At 72.3% G+C, this 15,417-nt stretch carries 14 protein-coding genes and 1 pseudogene; 4 read left to right on the plus strand and 11 right to left on the minus strand.

Annotated features, from left to right (window positions below; genetic code table 11):
* Positions 1 to 53 precede the first annotated feature (53 nt).
* Positions 54 to 1,397, plus strand: a complete 1,344-nt coding sequence (locus AC5P09_RS10935; RefSeq protein WP_493873655.1) for an MFS transporter — start codon at positions 54 to 56, stop codon at positions 1,395 to 1,397.
* A gap of 325 nt (positions 1,398 to 1,722) precedes the next feature.
* Here AC5P09_RS10935 and AC5P09_RS10940 read toward each other — a convergent pair whose 3' ends face one another.
* On the minus strand, positions 1,723 to 2,160 hold the full coding sequence (locus AC5P09_RS10940; protein ID WP_493873656.1) for a PPOX class F420-dependent oxidoreductase: 438 nt from the start codon (positions 2,158 to 2,160) through the stop codon (positions 1,723 to 1,725).
* 224 nt (positions 2,161 to 2,384) lie between these two features.
* Here AC5P09_RS10940 and AC5P09_RS10945 point away from each other — a divergent pair, with 224 nt between their 5' ends.
* Positions 2,385 to 3,611 carry a serine hydrolase domain-containing protein gene (locus tag AC5P09_RS10945; protein ID WP_493873657.1) on the plus strand — a complete coding sequence of 409 codons (1,227 nt, stop codon included), beginning with the start codon at positions 2,385 to 2,387 and terminating at the stop codon, positions 3,609 to 3,611.
* Between the two features lie 39 nt (positions 3,612 to 3,650).
* Here the strand turns inward: AC5P09_RS10945 and AC5P09_RS10950 are convergent, their stop codons facing one another.
* From AC5P09_RS10950 to ribA, 5 genes are read right to left on the minus strand one after another with little or no spacing between them, the layout of a single operon-like run.
* Positions 3,651 to 4,805, minus strand: coding sequence for a saccharopine dehydrogenase family protein (locus AC5P09_RS10950; protein ID WP_493873658.1), 1,155 nt, complete (start codon positions 4,803 to 4,805; stop codon positions 3,651 to 3,653).
* A complete protein-coding gene (locus AC5P09_RS10955) occupies positions 4,798 to 5,859 on the minus strand; it encodes a saccharopine dehydrogenase (protein WP_493873659.1) in 1,062 nt (353 codons plus the stop codon). Before AC5P09_RS10955 ends, AC5P09_RS10950 begins: the two co-directional genes overlap by 8 nt.
* Entirely contained in the window at positions 5,856 to 6,995 is a 1,140-nt protein-coding gene (locus AC5P09_RS10960; protein WP_493873698.1) for an NAD(P)/FAD-dependent oxidoreductase, read from the minus strand. Before AC5P09_RS10960 ends, AC5P09_RS10955 begins: the two co-directional genes overlap by 4 nt.
* A 2-nt stretch (positions 6,996 to 6,997) precedes the next feature.
* Positions 6,998 to 7,984 carry an ornithine cyclodeaminase family protein gene (locus tag AC5P09_RS10965; protein WP_493873660.1) on the minus strand — a complete coding sequence of 329 codons (987 nt, stop codon included), beginning with the start codon at positions 7,982 to 7,984 and terminating at the stop codon, positions 6,998 to 7,000.
* Positions 7,985 to 8,017: 33 nt separating this feature from the next.
* Positions 8,018 to 8,677 carry a GTP cyclohydrolase II gene (gene ribA / locus AC5P09_RS10970; protein WP_493873661.1) on the minus strand — a complete coding sequence of 220 codons (660 nt, stop codon included), beginning with the start codon at positions 8,675 to 8,677 and terminating at the stop codon, positions 8,018 to 8,020.
* Between the two features lie 38 nt (positions 8,678 to 8,715).
* Here ribA and AC5P09_RS10975 point away from each other — a divergent pair.
* Positions 8,716 to 9,459, plus strand: a pseudogene (locus tag AC5P09_RS10975) (creatininase family protein); the annotation flags it as partial.
* Here AC5P09_RS10975 and AC5P09_RS10980 read toward each other — a convergent pair.
* The 5 genes from AC5P09_RS10980 to AC5P09_RS11000 all read right to left on the minus strand — a co-directional run bounded on the left by AC5P09_RS10980 (position 9,348) and on the right by AC5P09_RS11000 (position 14,489).
* On the minus strand, positions 9,348 to 10,691 hold the full coding sequence (locus tag AC5P09_RS10980) for a lysylphosphatidylglycerol synthase transmembrane domain-containing protein (protein WP_493873662.1): 1,344 nt from the start codon (positions 10,689 to 10,691) through the stop codon (positions 9,348 to 9,350). The pseudogene AC5P09_RS10975 and the gene AC5P09_RS10980 overlap by 112 nt on opposite strands.
* Positions 10,688 to 11,755, minus strand: a complete 1,068-nt coding sequence (locus AC5P09_RS10985; RefSeq protein ID WP_493873663.1) for a class I SAM-dependent methyltransferase — start codon at positions 11,753 to 11,755, stop codon at positions 10,688 to 10,690. Before AC5P09_RS10985 ends, AC5P09_RS10980 begins: the two co-directional genes overlap by 4 nt.
* Positions 11,752 to 12,936 (minus strand): glycosyltransferase family 4 protein, encoded by a 1,185-nt coding sequence (locus AC5P09_RS10990; protein ID WP_493873664.1) that lies wholly within the window; start codon positions 12,934 to 12,936, stop codon positions 11,752 to 11,754. Before AC5P09_RS10990 ends, AC5P09_RS10985 begins: the two co-directional genes overlap by 4 nt.
* The gene (locus AC5P09_RS10995; protein ID WP_307678399.1) at positions 12,933 to 13,331 is read right to left on the minus strand and encodes a 6-pyruvoyl trahydropterin synthase family protein; all 399 of its coding nucleotides are present in this window, start codon (positions 13,329 to 13,331) and stop codon (positions 12,933 to 12,935) included. The genes AC5P09_RS10990 and AC5P09_RS10995 overlap by 4 nt, the downstream gene beginning before the upstream one ends.
* Positions 13,332 to 13,505: 174 nt before the next feature.
* Positions 13,506 to 14,489: a zinc-dependent alcohol dehydrogenase gene (locus AC5P09_RS11000; protein WP_493873665.1), complete on the minus strand. Its 984-nt coding sequence runs from the start codon at positions 14,487 to 14,489 to the stop codon at positions 13,506 to 13,508.
* A gap of 108 nt (positions 14,490 to 14,597) precedes the next feature.
* Here AC5P09_RS11000 and AC5P09_RS11005 point away from each other — a divergent pair, with 108 nt between their 5' ends.
* Entirely contained in the window at positions 14,598 to 15,383 is a 786-nt protein-coding gene (locus tag AC5P09_RS11005) for a CDP-alcohol phosphatidyltransferase family protein (protein ID WP_493873666.1), read from the plus strand.
* The last annotated feature ends 34 nt before the right edge of the window (positions 15,384 to 15,417 follow it).

Below are 15,417 nucleotides of genomic sequence, written 5' to 3' on the forward strand. Positions count from 1 at the left end.
CTCTCCCCTCCGCTCACTCCGCCTATGGTGGGGTTCCCCCGAAGGAGCACGCCGTGTCCGTCCCCGTCGCCGCGCCCCCAGGCCAGCCGAAAAAAGCCGCCACTGCGGCCTGGATCGGCAGCGCCCTGGAGTACTACGACTTCTTCATCTACGGCAGCGCGGCCGCGCTGATCTTCCCCGAGGTCTTCTTCGACGAGTCCGACCCGGCCACCGCGACCCTGCTGTCGCTGGCCACGTTCGGCGTCGCGTACGCGGCCCGCCCGGTCGGCGCGCTCTTCCTCGGGCACTTCGGCGACAAGCTCGGCCGCAAGAAGATCATGGTCTTCACGCTGATCCTGATGGGCGTGTCGACGTTCCTCATCGGCTGTCTGCCCACCCGCGACCAGGTCGGCACCCTCGCCCCCGTCCTGCTCGTGCTGTGCCGTGTCCTGCAGGGCATCTCGGCGGCCGGCGAGCAGGCCAGCGCCAACTCCATGACGCTGGAACACGCGCCGCCCGAGCGGCGCGGCTTCTTCACCAGCTTCACCCTCAGCGGCACCCAGGGCGGCCAGCTGCTCGCCACGCTGGTCTTCATCCCCGTCGCCGCGCTGCCCGACGACCAGCTGATGTCCTGGGGCTGGCGGGTGCCGTTCTGGATGAGCGTCGCGGTCGCCGTCGTCGGCTTCGTCATCCGCCGCAAGCTGGACGAGACCCCGGCCTTCGCCCAGCAGACCGCCAAGGAGGGCGTCGTCAGGATGCCGCTGGCGATCCTGCTGCGCGAGCACTGGGCGGACGTCCTGCGGGTCGTCGCCGCCGCCCTCATCGCCTCGGTCAGCACGATCTTCACGGTGTGGGCGCTGTCGTACGCAACCAGCGACGCGGTCGGCATGAGCCGGTCCTCCATGCTGTGGGTGGGCGCGCTCGCCAACCTCGTCGCGCTCGCCGCGATCCCGCTGTGGGCCACCCTGTCCGACCGCATCGGCCGCCGCCCGGTCTTCCTGGTGGGAGCCGTCGGCAGCGCGGTCATGATGTTCCTGTACCTGTGGGCCATCTCCACGGGCTCCTACGCGCTGACCCTGATCCTCGGCATCGTCACCTTCGGTGTTGTCTACAGCGCCGCGAACGGTGTCTGGCCCTCCTTCTACGGCGAGATGTTCTCCACCCGCGTCCGGCTGTCCGGCATGGCGATCGGCACCCAGATCGGCTTCGCCGTGGCCGGTTTCGCGGTCACCTTCGCCGCGCAGATCGCGGGCCCGGACGGCGACGACTGGTCGGCGGTGGCCCTGTTCACCGCCGCCCTGTGCGTCCCGCCGGTCGTCGCCGCCCTCACGGCCCGCGAGACCCACAAGGTCCCGACGGAGCAGCTCGGCGAGCGGTCGCCCCAGGGGGCGCGGCAGCCGGAGAAGGCGACCGCCTGATCCCGCCGTTTCCCGTGTGCCCCCGGAGCCGCGACGGGTTCCGGGGGCATGTCGTGTGCCGGGCGTGCTCCCATGCGCCCCGTTGACAGATGACGTCCTGGGCAAGAACATCGGCCGAACCAAGCAGAAAAGAACACCTCTGCGCGCGCTGCGACATCCCTGACCCCGAGGGGGAGAACCTCCGCGCGCACCGGCCGGTTTCAGGGGCGGCCGGTGCGCGCGGAGTAATGCCGGTCGCCCGCCCTGCCGCGGGGTGGGACGTGAGGGGAACGGCGGCCGCCCCCTGCGCGCTCAAGAACAACCGCCCCCGCCACTCATCCCCTGATCACCCCTGAGAACTCCTCTCGGGAACCCCGTACGCCCGGTCCACCTTCAGCCGCAGCACCAGCCGGCGGTCGCGGACCATCGCGGCGCGGTAGTCCTCCCAGTCGGGGTGCTCACCCAGGACGTCACGGTAGAGGCGGATGAGCTCCTCCACCGTCTCGTCGTACGGGTCCTTCGCCACGGGCGTGAGGTCGGCCGTGCCCTCGGCGACCGTGTACGCCCACCGGTCGGCGCTGGTCACGTGGTACGACGCCCTCGGATCGCGGCGCAGATTACGGGTCTTGGCGCGGTCGTCGGTGATCGAGACCCGGATGATCCGCTCGTCCGGGTAGTAGGCGTGGCTGACGTTCGACAGCTGGGGCCGCCCGTCACGCTTGAGGGTCACCAGGACCCCGCCGTGGCTTTCGGAGAGCAGGTGCAGCAGCGCGTCCTGAGTCATGCCCGGATCAACCCGGCGGACCGAGCCGTGTATTCCGTGTGTCCCGTCGTGGCCGTGGCCGGTGCGACGGCCTGCGGGATGCTGCTTGGTGCGTTCCCTCACAGCGATCGACGATCATGCTGATGCGGGGGACCGTAGGGCCGTTCCTGCGCGACGATGATGTCTGAGGTCGTCACGGCGGGGTATTTGCCGGACCACCTCGACGAACGCGACGGAGGAGAACGATGGCACTGCTGCGACAAGAGGTGGACCCGGGTGAGGTCGGGCTGGACGCCAAGGCGCTGGACCGCCTCGACCAGCACTTCGCCCACTACGTCGACGAGGGCCGCATGCCCGGCTACCTCGTGGCCGTCTCCCGCGGCGGACGCGTCGCCCACCTCACGACGCACGGCCGCCGGGACATCGCGGCCGGGCTTCCCGTCGAGCCGGACACCCTGTGGCGGATCTACTCCATGACCAAACCGGTCACCGCGGTCGCCGCGCTGATCCTGGTGGAGGAGGGTCGGCTGTCGCTGGACGACCCGGTCGAACGGTTCGTTCCGTCCTTCGCGGAGCCGCGGGTGTACGTCAGCGGTTCCGGCGCCGACACCGTGACCCGCCCGGCCGACGGTCCGATACGAGTGCGGCATCTGATGACCCACACCTCGGGCCTGACCTTCGCCTTCTACCACGCGCACCCCGTCGACGCCCTCTACCGCGAGGCCGGTCTGGAGTCGTCGGTGGTGCCGGGCTCGAACCTGGCCCGAACGACCGAGGTGTACGCGAGCCTGCCGCTGCAGTTCGAACCGGGCGCGCAGTGGAACTACTCGGTCGCCTCCAACGTGCTGGGCCGGATCATCGAGGTGGCGTCGGGGCAGTCGCTGGACACGTTCTTCGCCGAGCGGATCTTCGGCCCGCTCGGGATGACCGACGCCGGTTTCCGCGTCACCGAGGACCAGGCGCCCAGACTCTCCGAGTTGTACGGCGAAGCCGACGGCGGCATCGAGCCGATCCCCGGCCTCCCGCTGCACGGCCGCCCACGCTTCCTGTCGGGCAGCGGCGGCATGGTGGCCTCCGCCCACGACATCCACCGCTTCATGGAACTGCTGCGCCGCCGCGGCGAACTCGACGGCACCCGCCTCCTCGCTCCCGGGACGGTGGACCTGATGACGTCGAACCACCTCCCGGGCGGCGCCGACCTGCGCTCCTTCGGCAGCCACCCCGCCCACGACGAACCCGGCAACGACGGCGTCGGCTTCGGCCTCGGCGTCTCCGTCGTCATCGACCCGGCCCGCACGCAGGCACCCTCGGGGCTCGGAACGTACGGCTGGAGCGGCGTCGCGACCACGACGTTCTGGGTGGACCCGAGCCGGGACCTGACGGTGCAGTTCATGACGCAGGTGCGGCCGAAGAGCTCGCACACGATCTTCCCGGATCTGAAGCGGCTGGTGCACGAGGCGGTCGCCGAGTAGGAACCGGGCCCGGATCGGTCGCGCACGTGCCGCGCCCGACTACTGATCGACCCGGAGGGTGAAGTGGACGCCCTCCCGGGCGAGTTCGGCCAGCCACTCCTGGGAGCGGGCCCCGGTCTCGGCGGCGCGGCTGAGGCCCGGCGGCAGGGAGCCGTCCAGGATGTGCCGGACACCGAGCGCGAGGGGGCGGGAGACACAGCGGGCCATCGCGCTCTCTTGCTCGTCACCCACCAGGTCCAGGAGGTAGCCGCCCGACCAGTCCCCGCCGGCCCCGCCGTGCACCTCCAGCGAGACGGCGAGGACGACCCGGTCGCGGTCGGCGTCCGTGGTCGGGTACTTCGCGGCCAACTCCTGGGCCAGGGCGGCGATCCGGGCGTCGTCGCCGGTCCGCAGCTCCGCGAAGACGCCGTCCCAGGCACGCAGCCAGCCGTCCAGACGCAGGGTGCCGCGGACGAAGGTGCGCGGCTTCCAGGCCGTCGGCAGTCCGTACTGCTCGACGAAGGGGAGGCTGTCCCGGTTGGGGTAGACCTCGAAGGTCTCGCCGTCGACGACGTGCCGCCGGGTCGCCTCCCAGGGCCGGTCGGCGGTGGTCTCGGCGCCGTCCTCGAGGTAACGGGCGGGCGCGCGCAGGGCGTTCAGGACACCCGCGGGGGCCCAGCTGAAGCGGTACCGGAAGTCGTTCGGGACGGCGGGGACGCCGCCGCAGTAGGAGGTGAGGCTGTACGAGGCCGGCGTACCGTCGCCGACGGCCTCCCTGGCGCGGGCGACGAGGCTGTGCGCGAAGAGGTGGTCGATGCCCGGGTCGAGTCCGGCCTCGGTGAGGACGACGACCCCGGCCCGCGCGGCCGCGGGTACCTGCTCCAGCACCGCGTCGGACACATAGCTGGAGCAGGCGAAGTGCGCCCGCTCGCGGACGCACAGGGCCAGCAGTGCGGCGTGTTCGGGAGCGGGCAGCATCGACACCACCACGTCCCCGGGCGCGAGGTCGGCCGCGAGCGCGTCCGGCGTGTACGCGCGCGGCTCGGCGCGGGAGGCGAGGCCGAGCCCGTCGAGGGCCTCGGCGGCGCGTTCCTCGGTGCGGTGCCACAGCCGTACCCGCTCGGCCGCCTCGCACAGCACGGCCAGACCGCTGCCGGTGGACAGTCCGGCGCCGATCCAGTGGACGGTGCCGCTCGCGGGAACCACCTCAGACATCACGCGACTGCCCTTCTACGATGCCGAGTTCACGGCAGGCCTGATGGAACCGGTCCAGACAGCGCCCCCACGGCCCGCCGACGCCGAGGTCGAGGAGCTGGGGCAGCAGGGCGGCCGAGAAGTCGGTGCTGGACTCCTTCGGCAGCAGCGACGGCAGGTTGTCGATGGCGATCAGGTCCAGCGGCGGTTCCTTGCGCAGCCTGCGGGCCGGGTCCGTCCAGTCGGTGGTGCGGTCGTAGACCGGCAGGACGTTCAGGGGCGAGCCCACGTCGCAGGTGACGTCGCACAGGGTGCGCAGGCGGCGGGCCGGAGCGTCGAGGTCCTCCTCGCGGAGGAAGGGCGGGACGGGGGTGGTGGCGAGGACGGCGTTCACCATGACGTCGTGGGCCAGCAGGGCTCCCCGGTCCAGGTCGCGGGTCTCCTCGAGGTCCCAGCAGGTGGGATCGACGCCGGCCTCGCGGAAGGCGACACGTGCGCCCCGCCCGCTGCGGCCGAGCGCCCCGACGACCAGGGCGGTGAACTCCTCGTCCCCGGCCACCGGGCGCAGCGTCTCGTCCAGCGCGTCCTTGTCGGTGGGTGTCAACGGCGCGAGGAGCCTGCCCCGGTGCTGGAGGACGGCCAGGGCGGCCCCCAGGTACCCCGCCCAGAATCCGAAGGCGGCGAGGCGGCGGCCGTGGTCGTCCACGAGGTATTCGAGGTCGAGCAGTGTCCCTCCCCCGCGCACGAACCGCCGGAGCAGGTCGGCCGCTCCGGGCTGCCGCTTGTAGGCGTGCCCGAAGAAGATGTGCCGGTGGGTCAGGTCAGAGGGCCCGTCCGGGAGTTCCTTCAGGCCGAGGACGACGGCGTCGGCGGGCGCCGACAGCCATGAGCCCGCGGGCGCGATCCGGCAGCCGACCGCCTCGTACTCCTCCACGGGGAAGATCCGCTGCGGGGACTCCTCGACGGTCAGCGACACCCCGCTGTCGACGAGCCGGCGCGCGTCGGACGGCACGATCGGGGTGCGCCGCTCGGTGGTGCGGACCTCGTGGCGCAGCCACAGGTGGAGCTCGGTCATACGCGGTTGGCCTCCGGGCGAAGGGCGTCGGACGCGAACCGGCCGACGCTCAGCGGGCTGACGTCCACGAAGGGTACGCGGCCCAGATACAGGTCTCGGACGACCTCGCCGACGGCGGGTCCCTGGAGGAAACCGTGGCCGGAGAAGCCGGTTGCATACAGAAAACGTGATACTGAAGTCGCCTCGCCGATCAGGGCGTTGTGGTCCGGCGTGAGCTCGTACAGGCCCGCCCAGCCGCCGGTGCGGCGCAGGTCGAGGAGGGCGGGGGCGCGCTGTTCCATGGCCGCGCCCAGGCGGGGGATCCAGCGGTCGTGGGTGTCGGTGGCGAAGCCGGGCCGCTCGTCGGGGTCGGACATGCCGACGAGGAGGCCGGGGCCCTCGGTGTGGAAGTAGAGGCTGGTGGTGAAGTCGATGGTCATGGGGAGGCCGGGCGGCAGTCCGTCGACCGGTTCGGTGACCGCGATCTGGCGGCGCAGCGGCTCGACCGGCAGGTCCACGCCGGCCATCGCGCCGACCGCCCGCGACCAGGCGCCGGCCGCGCAGATCACCGTGTCGGTGGCGATCCGGCCCCGGCTCGTCATGACGGCCGTGATGTCGTCGCCGTGGAGTTCGATGCCGGTGAGTTCGCAGTGCCGCAGGATCGTAGCGCCGTGGCGGCGGGCGGCGGCCGCGTAGCCGTGGACGACCGCCTCGGGCGTGCAGTGGCCGTCGTCGGGCGAGAAGGCCGCCGCGAGCAGGCCGTCGGTACTGATCAGCGGGGAGAGCCGCCGGGCCGCTGCCGGGTCAATCATGCGGCTGGGCACGCCGAGGGAGTTCTGCAGTCGTACGCCCGCCTCGAAGGAGGCGACGTCCTCGGGCCTCGACAGCAGGAACAGATAGCCGACCCGGTGCAGCCCGATGTCGTACCCGGTGTCCTCCTCGAAGCGGGCGAACGCCTCCAGGCTGCGCGCCCCGAGCTGGATGTTGAGTTCGTCGGAGAACTGCGCCCGCACCCCGCCCGCCGCCTTCGAGGTGGACCCGGAGGCGAGTTCGTCCCGCTCGACGAGCACGACGTCCCGTACGCCCGCCCGGGCCAGGTGGCAGGCGATGCTGGTGCCCATCACCCCGCCGCCGATCACGACGACACCCGCGCGCATGGTCACCCGTGTTCCCCCTTCGCTGCCTCGGCCTTCGCCGCCTCGACGACGGCCCAGGCGGCCGCCGCGTCCTGCACACCGAGGCCGACGCTGTTGTAGTACACGACGTCCTCGGGCGAGGTCCGTGCCGCGCGGCGCCCGGTGAGCACCTCGCCCAGCGGGACGAGGTCCTCAGGGGTCAGCAGCCCCTCCCGCACAGCGTCCACGACCGGTCCGGCGTGCTCGGCCGCGGTCTTCGGGTCGTCGACGACGACGGCCGCGGATCGTCGTACGACCTCCCTGTCCACCTCACGGCGGGTGGGCTCGAACGACCCCACGCTGACGACCGTGCACCCGGCATCCAGCCACTGGCCGCGCACCACGGGTGTGGTGCTGAGCGTGCAGGCCACGACCAGCGACGCCCCGCGCACGGCCGCCTCGGCGCTGTCGGCCGGCTCGACGGGCAGGCCCAGTTCGGCGGCCAGGGCCTCGGCGGCGCGGGCGCGATGCCGCGGGGTCGGGCTCCACAGCCGTACGGACTTCAGGTCCCGCACCCGGGCGATCGCCCGGGCGTGGGCGAGGGCCTGGGTGCCCGAGCCGAGGATCGTCAGGTCGGCGGCGTCGGGACCGGCCAGGGCGTCGACGGCGACGGCGCTCGCCGCGGCCGTGCGCAGGGTCGTCACCGCCATGCCGTCCATGACGGCGGTGAGGCGGCCCGTCACCGGGTCGAGCACGGTGACGACGGCGTGCACGGTCGGCAGCCCGGCCGCCGCGTTGCCCGGGTTGACGCTGCCGACCTTCGCGACCGCCCCGGTGTCCGCCGACAGCCGGGAGACGTACGCGAAGACGACACTGTCGTCGAAGCGGCTGGGATGCATGATCTTCCCGGGGAGGTCGACGCCTCCCGTGCCGAGCGCGGTGAAGGCCGCGCGCTGCGAGGCGATCGCCGTGTCGGCGTCGAGGAGGCGTGCCACCTGCCGCCCGGAGAGGAAGAGGACGTCGTCGGTCATTCCCTCTTCCTGTCCCCGCGCGCCGCCCGGGAATCAGGACAGGTGCGCCACCGCGTCCAGATGGGGCAGATGATGGTCCAGCCGCTCCCGCTTCGTCCGCAGATAGGTGATGTTGTTCTCGCACGGCGGTATCAGCAGCGGCACCGTCTCGGCGACCTCGATGCCGTGCCGCACCAACGCCTCGCGCTTGCGCGGGTTGTTCGACATCAGACGGACCGACTTCACGTCCAGGTCGTGCAGGATCCCGGCGGCGACCCCGTAGTCGCGGGCGTCCACCGGCAGACCGAGCGCCAGGTTCGCCTCGACGGTGTCCAGGCCCTCCGCCTGCAGCGCCATCGCCCGCAGCTTGCCGAGCAGGCCGATGCCCCGGCCCTCATGCCCTCTGAGGTAGACGACGACGCCGCTGCCCTCGGCGACGACCGCGCGCAGCGCGGAGGCGAGCTGGTCGCCGCACTCGCAGTGCTGGGAACCGAAGGCGTCACCGGTCAGGCACTCGGAATGCAGCCGGGTCAGAACGTCGTCCGTGCCGATCTCACCGTAGACCAGGGCCACTTGTTCGTCACCGCGGTCGTGATCGAGGTAGCCGACCGCCTGGAATTTCCCGTACACGGTGGGCAACGGGGCATTCACCACGCGTTCCACACCGGTGCGCTGTGGCGACTTCTTGCCGAGCACGCCAATTTTTTCTGTCATGATCTGGTTCCTAAGCAGAGACGAAAGGCCGTGAAAAGATGAGTGGTTCGCATATACGGTCGGCTGCGTACGGTCTGGTGCCGGCGGACACTACGGAAGACGTACGGACGCGGGGGGCGGACGTCTCAACGCAGGTCGCCGTCCTTCCGGTCGGGAGCTTCGAGCAGCACGGTGCGTACCTGCCGCTGGCGACCGACACGCTGGTCGCCTGCGCCGTCGCCCGGGAGATCGCCGCCGCGTACCCGGTGCACCTGCTCCCACCGGTGACGATCTCCTGCTCGCACGAGCACGCTGCCTGGCCGGGAACCGTCAGCATCTCCTCCGTCACCCTTCACGCGGTGGTACGGGACATAGCGGCTTCGCTGCGCCGGTCCGGCGTCGACACCCTGGTGGTGGTCAACGGGCACGGCGGGAACTACGTACTGGGCAACGTCGTTCAGGAATCCTCCGCCCGCGGTGAGCGGATGGCGCTCTTCCCGGCCGAGGAGGACTGGGAGACGGCGCGGGAGCGGGCGCAGGTGGCCACCTCGCTGCTCACCGACATGCATGCGGGGGAAATAGAGACCTCCATTCTTCTGCACGCTCATCCCGAATGTGTGCGGCCCGGCTATGAGACCTCCGATTTCGTCGCGGACGACCGTCGGCATCTCCTCACCCTCGGTATGTCCGGCTATACCGATTCGGGTGTCATCGGCCGCCCCTCGCTGGGCTCCGCGGAAAAGGGGAAGGCGCTCCTGGCGAGTCTGGCGGAATCCTTCGGCCCGTATTTCTCGATGCTGACCGGCAGCGGGCCCACCGAGTAACGCGTGGGCGTACGACGGGTTTCCGGGTCCGTCACGACGGTCCCGGCGCCGGTCTCGCCGGTCTCCTCCCCCGCCCCGGCGCGCAGGCCGGCGTACCAGCGGACGACGAGGACGATGACGCCCGGCAGGCTCGCCACGAAGCTCAGCACCCCGTACACCACCGCGACCGCCAGGCCGCTGCTCGCGCCCAGTCCCGCGGCGCCGAACGCCCAGGCGGTGACGCCCTCGCGGGGGCCCCAGCCGCCGACGTTCAGCGGGAGGCTCATGGCGAGCAGGGCGAGGACCGCGAGGGGCAGCAGTACGGCGGCGGAGGCGGCCGAGCCGGCGACGCGGGCGGCGACGACGAACATCCCGAGGTGGCCCGCGAGGACGACGGTGGAGGAGAGGGCGACGCCGGGCAGGTTGCGGCGTGACAGCAGTCCCTCGCGCGCCTCGCCGAGGCTTGCCCGCAGGGCCCGTCCGCGGCGGGAGGGGGCCCGGTTCATGCGGAGGGCGACGACGACGGCGAGCGCGCCGAGTGCGGCGAACGCGGCCAGGGGCGCGAAGTGCCGGGCGTCGGCCAGCACCGGGGACGGCATGGTCAGCAGTACGGTGACGCCGACGAGAGCCAGGACGATCTGCCCCGCGGCCCGTTCGATGACGACCGAGCGGACGCCGCGGCCGAGGTCACCGGCGCTCTGCCCGTGCCGTACCGCCCGGTGCACATCACCGAGGACGCCGCCGGGCAGGGCCGCGTTCAGGAACAGCGCACGGTAGTAGTCGGCGACGGCCGGGCCGAGCGGGAGCCGGATGCGCAGGCCCCGGGCCACCAACTGCCAGCGCCAGGCGCTGAAGACGGTGGTGACGAGGCCGATGCCGAGTGCCACGAGCAGCGTCGGACCGTCGATGCGGCGCAGGCCGTCCAGGAAGACGCCGGTGCCCAGGCGCCAGAGGAGGACGGCGAGGATGGCCACGCCCGCGACGGTCCCGAAGTGGGTCCGGACGGCACGGGAGTTGAAGCGGGCGAAGAAGGAGCGGGAGAAGGAGGAGCGGGCGGCGCCGGCCCGGGGTGCCGGCACGATCACGCCGATACGGTCCTCGGAGACGGCCGCACCGGTGGGGGCCACCGTCTTGCCGCCGGGCCGGGCGGGCGCCACGGCCAGGTCGGTGTGCCGCTCGCGCGGCTCCACGCCGGGCAGGCCGCCCCAGGTCCGTACCGTCTCCACGCTCATGACGCCCCGCCCGTCGGCCGGGACAGCGCCAGCAGGTCGGTGTGGTGGACCACGACCCGCAACTCGCCCGCCGCGCAGGCCGCGAGGCGCTCGCTGAGATACCGGTCGGCGCGTTCCCGCAGTTCCGGGCGCTGTTCGACGGCCGCGCCGACCCAGCCGCGCAGCCACTGGGCGGTCAGCGCGGACTCGGTGGGGCCAAGGCGCCAGGGGCTCGGGTTCAGCCGTACCGTCGCGCCGCGTTCGGAGAACGCCTCGCACGCAGCGGTGACCGCGTCCGGGCCGAGCAGGCCGCCCTGGCGCTGGTGGGCGTTGAACGCCTCGGCGATCTCCGCGTCGAGCGGGTGGGACGGGGTGAGGTCGACGCGGCCGGCCACGGAGAGCGTCAGCAGGGCCGGACAGCCCGCTCCGGTGCAGGCGGCGGCGAGAGTGTCGATCTCCTCGCGGGTGAGGACGTCGAGCAGCGCGGATGCCGTCACCAGGGACGCGCCGGCCAGGGCGTCCGGGGTGAGCCGGCCGACGTCACCGCGGCGGGTCTCGGTCGAGACGCGGCTGCCGTCGGCGCTGGAACGCGGGGCGGACACGGCGGCGAAGTGCAGGAGGTAGGGGTCGCGGTCGTGCAGGATCCAGTGCTGGGCGCCGTCCAGACGAGGGGCCAGCCAGCGGCCCATCGAGCCGGTGCCGCAGCCCAGGTCGTGGACGACGATGCCGGCCTTCCCCGGCAGGTTCGCGAGCCGGATCCGCAGCGGATCGAGCAACTCGACCGCCCGCGCGGCGGCGTCGGCGCCCTCCCGCAGCTCCAGCCACTCGGGGGCGTAGCGCGGCGGATCGTCGGGCCCGGCGTTCCGCAGCCGCACCGTGGGCCGCTCGCCGGGGCGCAGGGTGGGGCCGGCGCCGGGGATGACGTGTTCGGCCTCGCCGGGGACTTCCCCGGGTCCGGCTACGGCAGCTTGCACGGACGCTCCTCCAGGACCGGCAACCACGGAACTCCTCGACTCGACGGCCTCGTCGGGGCCGAGCTGCGTCGGGATCTTCCCCGCCTGTTGTGTCATTGCCGTCTTCCTCATGCCGCCCTCCTGGGTTCGCTCGGCAGCCGGCCCAGTACTCCGGCCAGGCTGCGGGCCGTTGCCGCCCAGCCGCCCAGGGCGGACCGACGGCCCCTGGCGGCGGACTTCAGCCGGCGTCGTACGTCCGCCTCGCCGAACCAGCAGCGCAGCTCCGAGGCGAGGGCGGCGGGGTCCTCCGGCGGGACGAGGATGCCGGGCACGCCGCCGTCGGGGGCGCGGCCGACCGCCTCGGGGAGGCCGCCGACGTCCGTGGCCAGCACGGGGATGCCGCGCGCCAGGGCCTCGGTGACCGCCATTCCGTACGTCTCGGCGTACGAGGTGAGGACCATGAGGTCGGCGGCGTTGTAGCTGGCGTCGAGTGCGGCGCCGGACTGCGGGCCCGCGAGGTGCAGGCGGTCCTGGAGGCCGTACTTGCGGATCAGCACCCTGAGCCCGGCGACGTACTGCGGATCCTGGGTGAGTCCGCCGACGCAGACGCAGCTCCACGGCAGATCGGTCACCGCGGCCAGCGCCTCCACCAGCCGGTGCTGGCCCTTGCGCGGGGTCACCGCGGCGACGCACAGCAGCCGGGACACGCCGTCGGTGCCGGAGGCGAGCGGCGCGATGTCGGCGCCGGGGGCGGCGACATGGACCCGGTCGGGGGCGAGACCGTGATGGGAGACGAGGCGGCGCACGGCCCAGTCGCTGGTCGCGATGACGGCGGGGACGGCCCGCAGCACGGCGCGTTCCTTGGCGTCCAGCTCCGCCGCCACCGCCGGGTCCAGCCCGGTCTCGTCGCCGAGCGGGAGGTGGACGAGGACGGCCAGACGCAGCCGTTCCGCCTCGGGAACGACGACCTCCGGGACACCGCAGGCGACCAGCCCGTCCAGCAGGACGACCGCGCCGTCCGGCAGGTCCCGCAGCGTCTGCGCGAGTTGCGTACGGGCCGCGGCTGCCGGGCGGGGCCAGTCGCCGGGCACGGCGTGCTGGTGCACCTGCCAGCCGAAGCCGGCCAGGTCCAGACTCACGCGCCGGTCGTAGGCGTTGCCCCCGCTGGGGGCGGTCGGGTCGTCCACACCGCCCGGCAGGACGAAGTGCACGGAGCGCAGGGACATGGGGATGATCTCCGCGTTCTTGAGAGCGGAGTGCTGCACGGGCACATAGTCGAGCGTGGCGGCCCGCTCCATCGTCGTGTCGGTCACAGGGCACGCTCGTAACTCGCCCAGGCGACGTGCGACTCGTGCAGCGAGACGGTGAGCCCCGCCAGACCCTTGGCGCCCTCGCCGAGCGCGCCCTTGTGGATCCGCTCGGCGAGCCGGTCCGCAATGACCTTGGCCAGGAACTCCGTGGAGGTGTTGACCCCGGCGAAGTCGGGCTCGTTGTCGAGGTTCCGGTAGTTCAGCTCGCTGACTACCGCGCCGAGTTCCTGTGTGGCGAGTCCGATGTCGACGACGATGTTGTCGTCGTCCAGCTGCTCGCGCCGGAACGTGGCGTCCACCAGGAACGTCGCTCCGTGCAGGCGCTGCGCGGGTCCGAAGACCTCGCCGCGGAAGCTGTGGGCGATCATGATGTGATCGCGGACGGTGATGCTGAACAACGGACGACCCTCCAGGTGCGGCACGTCTTGTCCCCCGCTGATCCCTGCCGGGGGATGCCGTGTAGTACGGCTCCTCGCCCCCCGTTGTTCAGCCTCCTCTCACTCTTTTCTCAGGTCAGGCGCTCTTGCGCGCCTGGGGTGGGTCATACGGGATTGAACCTGTGTGTCGCCCGTTCACTCGTCCGCGTCGTAGCGGACCCGGTGGCACAGGGCGGGAATCTCGCCGGAGGCAAGCCGCGGCAGCACGTCGGGCAGTTCGCCGAAGGCGCTCTCCCCGGTGACGAGGGCGTCGAGCGCAGGGTCCGCGAGCAACTCCAGGGCGAGGGCCAGCCGGTCGGCGTAGGTACGGCTGGAGCGGCGGGCGGGCGACACGGAACCGACCTGGCTGCTGCGGACGACCAGCCGCCGGGAGTGGAAGGCCTCGCCGAGCGGGAGGCTGACCTGCCGGTCGCCGTACCAGCTCAGTTCGAGGACGGTGCCCTCGGCCCTCAGCAGTTCCAGCGCGCGGGCGAGGCCCTGTTCGGTGGCGCTGGCGTGGACCACGAGGTCGCAGTCGCCGAGGGCGTCCGGGGGCAGGGCGAAGTCGACGCCGAGGGCCTCGGCGGTCTTGGCCCGGGCCGGGTCGGCGTCCACCAACTGGACGCGCACGCCGGGGAAGCGGGCCAGCAGGGCGGCCACCGAACTGCCGACCATGCCGCCGCCGACCACCGCGATCCGGTCGCCGACCAGGGGCGCCGCGTCCCAGAGGGCGTTCACGGCGGTCTCGACGGTGCCCGCGAGAATGGCCCGTTCGGCGGGTACGGAGGGGGGTACGGGGGTCACGGCGGTCACGGGGACGACGTACCGCGTCTGATGCGGATACAGGCAGAACACGGTCCGCCCGAGGAGGTCGTCCGGCCCCTCCTCCACCACACCCACGTTGAGGTAGCCGTACTTCACCGGCCCGGGGAAGTCGCCCTCCTGGAACGGCGCCCGCATGGCCGCGTACTGACTCTCCGGTACTCCGCCACGGAACACGAGGGTCTCCGTGCCCCGGCTGACCCCGGAGTACAGCGAGCGGACGACGACCTCGCCCTCGGCCGGATCCGGCAGGGCCATCTCGCGTAGGGCGCCATGCCCCGGAGAGCTGAGCCAGAACGCACGTCCGGTGCGCTTCATCGGCATCCTCCTGAACGATCGGGAAGCTGTTCACGTACCGAGGTGTGCACAGGTCGCGCACAGTACGCGGCCTTGATCCACTCTGTCACCTGGCCGGAGGAATGTGCGGTGGCCCTGAACAACACTTACGACGCGAGGCTGGTCCAGCAGGAGACCGCGGTGGGAGCGGGACTGCAGATCCTGCTGCTGGCCCTGCTCGGCACGGCGATCGGCATGGGGCCGGCGGGCTGGCTCACCGGCCTCGCCTTCGCCATCGCCACCTGGGCGGTGCTCTCCCGAGCCCTGCACCGGTCCCGGCTGCGCTCCTTCGGCCCGGCCAACCGGGTCACCCTCGGCCGGGCGACCCTGGTCGGCGCGGTGACCGCGTTGGTCGCCGACTCCTTCGAGAGCTCACCACCGGTGACACTGTTCGTCGGCCTGACGGCGGTGGCGCTGATCCTCGACGGCGTGGACGGCAAGGTCGCCCGCCGCACGGGTACCTCGACACCATTGGGCGCACGCTTCGACATGGAGGTCGACGCGTTCCTCATCCTGGTGCTCAGCGTGTACGTCTCCATGGCCCTCGGCCCGTGGGTCCTGCTGATCGGCGCCATGCGCTACGCCTTCGTCGCCGCGGCCCGCGCCCTCCCCTGGCTCAACGCCCCACTCCCTGCGAGCACGGCCCGCAAGACGGTCGCCGCACTCCAGGGCGTCCTGCTCCTCGTGGCCGCCTCGGCCCTCCTTCCGTACACGGCGACGTTCGCGGTCGCCGCGATCGCGCTGGTGCTGCTGGTGTGGTCGTTCGGCCGGGACATCCTGTGGCTGTGGCGGACGTCTCGGACGTCGCGGACCGAGGAGGCTTCGGTGGCGAAGGTGCTGGAGCTGATGCCGGAGCCGGAGCCGGTGGCGTCTTGAGAATGCGGTGTCCGGTATACCGTCGACAGCCGTC

Source organism: Streptomyces sp. a15 (genome assembly GCF_059026085.1).

Bases quoted from the DNA above. Each gene is read 5' to 3' on its own strand.
- AC5P09_RS10940 (WP_493873656.1), bottom strand. From the start codon at position 2,160: ATGACTCAGGACGCGCTGCTGCACCTGCTCTCCGAAAGCCACGGCGGG.
- AC5P09_RS10945 (WP_493873657.1), top strand. From the start codon at position 2,385: ATGGCACTGCTGCGACAAGAGGTGGACCCGGGTGAGGTCGGGCTGGAC.
- AC5P09_RS10950 (WP_493873658.1), bottom strand. From the start codon at position 4,805: ATGTCTGAGGTGGTTCCCGCGAGCGGCACCGTCCACTGGATCGGCGCC.
- AC5P09_RS10955 (WP_493873659.1), bottom strand. From the start codon at position 5,859: ATGACCGAGCTCCACCTGTGGCTGCGCCACGAGGTCCGCACCACCGAG.
- AC5P09_RS10960 (WP_493873698.1), bottom strand. From the start codon at position 6,995: ATGCGCGCGGGTGTCGTCGTGATCGGCGGCGGGGTGATGGGCACCAGC.
- AC5P09_RS10965 (WP_493873660.1), bottom strand. From the start codon at position 7,984: ATGACCGACGACGTCCTCTTCCTCTCCGGGCGGCAGGTGGCACGCCTC.
- ribA (WP_493873661.1), bottom strand. From the start codon at position 8,677: ATGACAGAAAAAATTGGCGTGCTCGGCAAGAAGTCGCCACAGCGCACC.
- AC5P09_RS10980 (WP_493873662.1), bottom strand. From the start codon at position 10,691: ATGAGCGTGGAGACGGTACGGACCTGGGGCGGCCTGCCCGGCGTGGAG.
- AC5P09_RS10985 (WP_493873663.1), bottom strand. From the start codon at position 11,755: ATGAGGAAGACGGCAATGACACAACAGGCGGGGAAGATCCCGACGCAG.
- AC5P09_RS11000 (WP_493873665.1), bottom strand. From the start codon at position 14,489: ATGAAGCGCACCGGACGTGCGTTCTGGCTCAGCTCTCCGGGGCATGGC.